This window comes from Rhizobium alarense, from assembly GCF_021555155.1.
In the GTDB taxonomy this organism is placed as follows: domain Bacteria; phylum Pseudomonadota; class Alphaproteobacteria; order Rhizobiales; family Rhizobiaceae; genus Rhizobium_D; species Rhizobium_D alarense.
On the sequence record NZ_JAKGBU010000029.1, the window covers coordinates 47,264 to 53,575 of the forward strand.

A 6,312-nucleotide genomic window follows, 5' to 3' on the forward strand; every position below is an offset into this window, starting at 1 on the left:
GGACCACGAAAGGCACCTCCGATGAAACGACTTATTCTGCTTGCCGCCGCCGCGCTCGTCGCCGCGCCGGCCCTCGCCGCCCCCGTCAAGTCCGTCGAGACCGCCAAGGGCGCTGTCGTCGCGGCGGAAAACGGCATGACGCTCTACACGTTCCGCAAGGACAAGCCGGGCGTTTCCAGCTGCTACGACGCCTGTGCGGCCAACTGGCCGCCCTTCATGGCGGAGGCGAATGCCGCCGCGGACGGAGCCTATTCGCTGATCGAACGGAAGGACGGGTCAAAGCAGTGGGCGAAGGACGGCATGCCGCTGTATTTCTGGATCAAGGACGCAAAGAGCGGCGATACGACGGGCGACGGCGTGAACGGTGTGTGGGATGTCGTCAGGCCCTGAGCCATCCCGGCGCACGGACGAAGCCGGCTTCTCCTCGCCGGCTTCGTTCGAGGGCGCCCTGCTCGGCCTCGTGCCGCAGCTGCGCCGCTATGCGCAGAGCCTGTCGCGCTCCAGCGCCGACGGCGAGGACCTCTTGCAGGATTGCGTCGAGAAGGCGCTGGTCAATCGCGGCCAGTGGCGCGGCGTCAATCTGCGCGCCTGGATCTTTTCGATCATGACCAACCTGCACCGCAACCGCCATCGCGCCGCGGCCGGCCGCACGACGGTCGACATCGAGGCGGCCGAACAGGTCGCCGCCACGGAAGCGGGCGCAGACCCGCTCGAGGTCCGGCGGCTGCGCTACGCCCTGGACACCCTTGGCGCGGACGCCCGCGCCGTGCTGATGCTGGTCGTCGTCGAGGGTTACAGCTACCAGGAGACGGCCGATCTCGTCGGCGTGCCGATCGGCACCGTGATGTCACGCCTCTCCCGCGCCCGCCGGCAACTTGCCGAAGCGCTCGCGAAGGACAACATCGTCACGCTCAGGAGAGCGCCATGAGTGAAGACAGTCGGTCCGTGACCGAAGACGACCTCCACGCCTATGTCGACGGGCTGCTCGATGCAGCCGCCACGGCCCGTGTCGAGGCCTGGCTTCCGACGCATGCCGAGGACGCGGCGCTCGTCGAGATCTGGCGCACGCAGAACGGCCTGATCCGCACGGCCTTTTCCGCCGAACCGGCGCCCCGGCCGGGCGATCGGGACCTCGTCCTCGAGGCCGGCAGGGCATCGAACGCGCGGCAACGACCGCGCCGGGCGATGGCGGCTGCCGCGGTCCTGCTCTTTGCGGCGGGCGCCGTCGCGGGCGCGGTCGCCACCGGCATCCTGCGCGCACCGGACGAGAACGCCTCCCTCACCGTCGCATCCCTTCCGCAGCAGGCCCGCTCGGCCTATCTGATCTATGCGAGCGAGGTGCGCCACCCGGTCGAGGTGGGTGCGAACGAGAAGCAGCACCTGGCGCAGTGGCTCGGCAAGCGGCTCGACTACGACCTCACCGTTCCGGATCTCGCCGGACTCGGCTTCTCGCTGCTCGGAGGGCGGCTGGTGCCGGTCGACGGGCAGGCGGGCGCCCTGTTTCTCTACCAGAATGCCGAGGGCAAGCGCGTCGCGATCATGCTCGGCCGGGACGGCCGGAACCGCGAGACGAGCTTCCGCTATGCGAGCGACGGACCGGTGGAGACCTTTTACTGGATCGACGGACCGATCGGTTATGCCGTGACCGGCGAGGTGTCCCGTCCCGTGCTCGAAGCGATTGCCGAGGAATGTTACCGGCAGTTCGAGGGCTGATCGTCAGGCGCCGGCATTTTCCAGGCGGATCGGGGACCCGTGCGGCGTCGCCTCCGCCGCGCGGGCCCAGCGCTCGCTGAGCGCCGCCTGCTCCTCTGCGCCGGCGAGCCGCTTTTCGGCGACAAGCGCCGAAAGGGCGGCGACCCAGCAGTCGAAATAGTCGCTGCCGTCCTCCGCTCGTGCCGGCCGATGCACCTCCCGCGACAGTGCCTCGGCCCATTCGCCCCAGGTGAAGAGCCCCTGCTCGTGCAGCCGCACCGTCATCGCGAAGGCCTGCGCCTGCCAGGGTTCTGCGAAGACGGGCGCGCCATCGGCCGCGCGCGGCAGGCCGGGCGACAGGGTGACGTCGGAGGGGCTGTCACAGGCGCTCAAGATAACTCTCCCAGGCGTCGATCGACACGGTGAGGCCCGGCGTCGCATCCTCGCCCCAGATCTCCACACCGTCGAACACCACCGTATAGACCCATTGCGGGTTCTCGCCGCGCCCGTGGGCGTTGTCGTCCGGAAAGACGAAGGCGCCCTGCACCGCCTCGACGATGCCGGTTCTGGCACGCGCATAACGCGGCAGCCGCGTATGGGCCGGCGGGTTGACGTTGCGCGTGCGCACCCGGTCGCCGACGGCAAAGGCCGGCGCGGCCTCCAGAGGCCGGTCGCACGGACCACCCTTCGCGAGCACGCCCGCGACCATGTCCGCCTTCAGCACGCGTTTCGGCACGGCGCCCGGTCCAAGGCTGCGTCCGGCGGCGAGTTCATCCTGCGTGACGAAGCCGTGGCGGACGAGCAGCGTCTCCAGCGCCCGGGTCCATATCTCGTAGTAGCTCGCCGCGAGATAGGTGGCGGGCGGGATGTTCTCCCGTGCATGCCGGCTCTCGTCGATCGTCCAGGCGCCGAAGGCGCCGCAGGAGAGTGTGATGCCGAGCGCGCGCTTCTCCCAGTTGGCATGGAAATAGGGCTCGTCCGGCTCGGGCGCGACCGGACCCAGACCGTGCAGGCCGCCGAGGTCATGCGGCCCGTTCATCGCCTGTCCTCCGGCGAAAGCGCGAGCCCCGTGCCGATCATCGCATCGCGCGTGACAAGTTCGGCGAGCGCCGTCTCGTCGAGCCCCTCGGTCCCGGCCGGCCGCTCCGGCACGACGAGATAGCGCAATTCCGCCGTCGAATCCCACACGCGGATCTTCCTGTCCGCCGGCAGCGCGACGCCGAATTCCGCGAGCACGCCGCGCGGGTCCATGACGGCGCGCGACCGGTAGGCCGGCGCCTTGTACCAGACCGGCGGCAGGCCGAGAACGGACCAGGGATAACAGGAGCAGAGCGTGCAGACGACGAGGTTGTGGGTCTCGGGCGTGTTGAAGACGGCGCGCATGTGCTCGCCCTGCCGGCCGGCATAGCCGAGGCTCGCGACCGCCGCGGTGGCATCGGCCTTCAGCCAGGCCGCGAAAGCCGGGTCGGCCCAGGCCTTGGCAACCACCCGCGCGCCGTTGCGCGGGCCGATCCTCGTCTCGTAGGTCTCGACGATCGCGTCGATCGCCGCCGGGTCGATCAGGCCTTTCCCGGTCAGGATCGTCTCGAGCGCCTTCACCCGTGCCTCCATGGGCGAGAAATGATTGTCGTGGTGATGATGGCCGTCGTCGTGCGGGTGAGGATGGTCGTGCATGGGACTCGTCCGGAATGATGCTCCCCCTACATAGGCCTCCCCGCACGCCGCGCCAACCGCTTCCTGCGCACATCGGAGACGATGCGGGACGCGCCTGCCGGATTTGGCGTCCGGGATGCACGCGGCCCGCTTCCGCCTCCGGCGAACTGCGCTAGTCTGCCGCCATGAACATCCTGATTCTCGGTGCGTCCGGCTTCATCGGCTCGGCGGTCGCACGCAGGCTTTCGGCCGACGGACATGCCGTGACGGGACTGGGGCGCAACCTCGCCGCCATGCGTCGCCGCATGGCCTTCATCACCTGGCGCGAGGCGGATCTCGCAACGCTGGTTTTGCCGGCCAGCTGGCAGGCACATCTCGACGGTATCGACGTGGTGGTGAACGCCGCCGGCGCGCTGCAGGACGGGGCGCGCGACGACCTTGCGGCGGTGCAGGACCGGGCGATGCAGGCACTCTACGTCGCCGCCCAGTCCCGCGTCGAACCGCCCCTCGTCGTCCAGGTTTCCGCCCGCACCGACGGCCCGGGGTCGCACACTGCCTTCCTCGCCACCAAGCGCCGCGCGGACGAGGCCTTGAAGGCATCGGGCCTGCCGCACGTGGTCCTCCGCCCCGCCCTCGTGCTCGGCCGCAACGCGCATGGCGGTTCGGCGCTGCTCAGGGCGCTCGCCGCCATGCCCTGCGTGACGCCGCTCATTCACGCCGAAAGCCCGGTCGCAACCGTCGGGCTCGACGACGTGGCCGCCGCCGTCTCCGACGCCGTCGCCGGCACGATCCCCGCCGGCAGCGATCTTGAGCTCGCCGCGCCGCGACCGGTCGCCCTTGCCGACCTCGTCGCCCTGCACCGGTCCTGGCTCGGCCTGGCGCCCGCGCGCCGATGGTCTGTGCCGCTTTTCGCCGCCATCCCCGTCGTCGCCGCCGCCGACATGGCGGGGCGGCTCGGCTGGCGGGCCCCGCTGCGCTCGACGGCCATGCGCGTCATGCAGGGCGGCGTGACAGCCGCTGCGTCGGCGGAGGCACCCGGCCGGACGCTGCGGGATGCGGGCGCCGTGCTCGCCGCCAATCCGGCCGGCGTGCAGGACCTCTGGTTCGCGCGCCTCTACCTGCTGAAGCCGCTGGTCGTCGTCTGCCTGTCCGTCTTCTGGCTTGCCTCGGGGCTCGTGCCCTTCTGGAATTTCGCGCCGGCATACGCCCATTTCTCGCCGCTGATGCCGCCCGGATGGGCTGCGGCCGCAGTCATCGCCACCTGCCTTGCCGACATCCTTCTCGGCGCCGCCGTGCTCGCCAGAAAACACGCCCGCCGCGCGATGCAGGGCATGGTCGTGCTCGCCGCCGCCTATCTCGCCGCGGCCACCCTGGTCGAGCCGTCGCTCTGGCTCGATCCGCTCGGCCCGCTCGTCAAGGTGCTGCCGTCCGTCGTGCTTGCGCTGGTCGGGCTCGCGATCCTGGACGAACGCTGATGGACGCCGAAAGCCTGCTCCGCCTGCTCCACGTGCTCGGCGCCGCCGTGCTCTTCGGCACCGGCGCCGGCATCGCCTTCTTCATGGTGGCGGCCGAGAAGACGCGGGATGCACGGCTTGTCGCCCATGTCTCGAACACGGTGGTCGTGGCCGATACCCTCTTCACCGCGACCGCCGTCGTGCTGCAGCCGATCACCGGCTATCTGCTCGCCCGCGACGTCGGCTGGAGCCTTTCGGAAGGCTGGATCGTGCTGTCGCTGGCGCTCTACGTGCTGACCGGCCTGTTCTGGCTTCCTGTCGTCCGGATCCAGATCCGGCTGCGCGACCTCGCCCGCGAGGCCAGCGCGGCCGGAGAGCCCCTGCCGCCCGCCTTCGACAGGCTCTATCGCATCTGGTTCGCCTGCGGCTTTCCGGCCTTCCTCGCCGTCATCGCCATCTTCTGGCTGATGCTGACGAAGCCGGACATCGCCCTATTTTAGCATCGGCCAAAGGCTTGCGACGAGCAGCAGCGCCATGGTGACGTTGAACCACCGGAGCCGGACGGGATCGGAGAGCCATTGCCGGAGCGCCGAGCCGAAGCCGGCCCAGGTCGAGACGCTCGGGAAATTGACGAGCGCGAAGGCGGTGCCGACGATGAGCACGCTCACCGCATAGTTCGCCGCATCCGTATAGGTCGCCATGGCGGAGACCGCCATTATCCAGGCCTTCGGATTGACCCACTGGAACGCCGCCGCCTCAAGGAAGGTCATCGGTCGCGCGCCGGCCTTGCCCTCATCGAGGCTGCGCGACGTCGCGATCTTGAAGGCGATCCACAGCAGATAGAGCCCGCCGGCGATCTTCAGCGTCGTATAGAGCGCCGGCACCGTTTCGAGCAGCGCACCAAGGCCGAAGCCGACACCGAGCAGCAGCGTCAGGAATCCGACGCCGATGCCGCACATGTGCGGGATCGTCCTCACGAAACCGAAATTCACGCCCGATGCGAAGAGCATCATGTTGTTCGGCCCCGGTGTGATCGACGTGGTGAAGGCAAAGACGACGAGCGCCAGGAAAATCTCTATCTGCATGGATCGGCCTGCATATCCTGTTCATTTTTCCGACTGATAGCGCACGGCGTTGGAACAACCAGCCAATTCTTGTCATAAGGACATTTGAGTATGTGTCGTCCGGTACGTGACCGGTGCGGAAAGAGTGGAGTGCGGCATGAAGGCGGAACTTCCGGCAGTAACGTTTCCCGGCGGACGGCAGGTCGCGGCCCTCGGACTCGGAACGTGGCACATGGGCGAAAGCCCGGCACGCATGGCGGACGAGGCCGACGCGCTGCGCGCCGGCATCGACCTCGGCATGACATTGATCGACACGGCCGAAATGTATGCCGACGGCGGCGCCGAGAGCGTGGTCGGCGAGGCCGTCCGCGGGCGGCGCGACGAGGTTTTCATCGTCAGCAAGGTCCTGCCGTCCAACGCCAGCCGGACCGGCACCGTCGCGGCCTGCG

The 6,312-nt window shown here is 69.2% G+C and carries 10 protein-coding genes; 6 read left to right on the forward strand and 4 right to left on the reverse strand.

The genetic code is table 11. The features are described from left to right. Positions 1 to 21 precede the first annotated feature (21 nt). The 3 genes from LXM94_RS11330 to LXM94_RS11340 are packed head-to-tail and all read left to right on the forward strand — an operon-like array spanning position 22 to position 1,713. Positions 22 to 390, forward strand: a complete 369-nt coding sequence (locus LXM94_RS11330; RefSeq protein ID WP_235771394.1) for a COG4315 family predicted lipoprotein — start codon at positions 22 to 24, stop codon at positions 388 to 390. Next, complete coding sequence (locus tag LXM94_RS11335; RefSeq protein WP_235771396.1) at positions 374 to 928, forward strand: RNA polymerase sigma factor; 555 nt, start codon at positions 374 to 376, stop codon at positions 926 to 928. The genes LXM94_RS11330 and LXM94_RS11335 overlap by 17 nt, the downstream gene beginning before the upstream one ends. Then, positions 925 to 1,713 (forward strand): anti-sigma factor family protein, encoded by a 789-nt coding sequence (locus LXM94_RS11340; protein ID WP_235771398.1) that lies wholly within the window; start codon positions 925 to 927, stop codon positions 1,711 to 1,713. Before LXM94_RS11335 ends, LXM94_RS11340 begins: the two co-directional genes overlap by 4 nt. Positions 1,714 to 1,716: 3 nt before the next feature. Here the strand turns inward: LXM94_RS11340 and LXM94_RS11345 are convergent, their stop codons facing one another. From LXM94_RS11345 to nthA, 3 genes are read right to left on the reverse strand one after another with little or no spacing between them, the layout of a single operon-like run. Further along, positions 1,717 to 2,085, reverse strand: coding sequence for a nitrile hydratase accessory protein (locus LXM94_RS11345; protein ID WP_235771399.1), 369 nt, complete (start codon positions 2,083 to 2,085; stop codon positions 1,717 to 1,719). Continuing rightward, positions 2,072 to 2,731 carry a nitrile hydratase subunit beta gene (gene nthB, locus LXM94_RS11350; RefSeq protein WP_235771400.1) on the reverse strand — a complete coding sequence of 220 codons (660 nt, stop codon included), beginning with the start codon at positions 2,729 to 2,731 and terminating at the stop codon, positions 2,072 to 2,074. The genes LXM94_RS11345 and nthB overlap by 14 nt, the downstream gene beginning before the upstream one ends. Then, positions 2,728 to 3,366 (reverse strand): nitrile hydratase subunit alpha, encoded by a 639-nt coding sequence (gene nthA / locus LXM94_RS11355; protein WP_235771401.1) that lies wholly within the window; start codon positions 3,364 to 3,366, stop codon positions 2,728 to 2,730. The genes nthB and nthA overlap by 4 nt, the downstream gene beginning before the upstream one ends. 164 nt (positions 3,367 to 3,530) lie before the next feature. On the opposite strand from nthA, the gene LXM94_RS11360 reads away from it, so the two are divergent. Together LXM94_RS11360 and LXM94_RS11365 are read left to right on the forward strand one after the other, a co-directional pair. Continuing rightward, on the forward strand, positions 3,531 to 4,820 hold the full coding sequence (locus LXM94_RS11360; RefSeq protein ID WP_235771402.1) for an SDR family oxidoreductase: 1,290 nt from the start codon (positions 3,531 to 3,533) through the stop codon (positions 4,818 to 4,820). Then, entirely contained in the window at positions 4,820 to 5,299 is a 480-nt protein-coding gene (locus LXM94_RS11365) for a DUF2269 family protein (RefSeq protein WP_235771403.1), read from the forward strand. The genes LXM94_RS11360 and LXM94_RS11365 overlap by 1 nt, the downstream gene beginning before the upstream one ends. On the opposite strand, the gene LXM94_RS11370 is transcribed toward LXM94_RS11365, so the two are convergent. Further along, entirely contained in the window at positions 5,291 to 5,884 is a 594-nt protein-coding gene (locus tag LXM94_RS11370; RefSeq protein ID WP_235771404.1) for a LysE family translocator, read from the reverse strand. The genes LXM94_RS11365 and LXM94_RS11370 overlap by 9 nt on opposite strands. Positions 5,885 to 6,020: 136 nt before the next feature. Here LXM94_RS11370 and LXM94_RS11375 point away from each other — a divergent pair. After that, on the forward strand, positions 6,021 to 6,312 hold a 292-nt coding region (locus tag LXM94_RS11375; RefSeq protein ID WP_235771405.1), incomplete at its 3' end, for an aldo/keto reductase.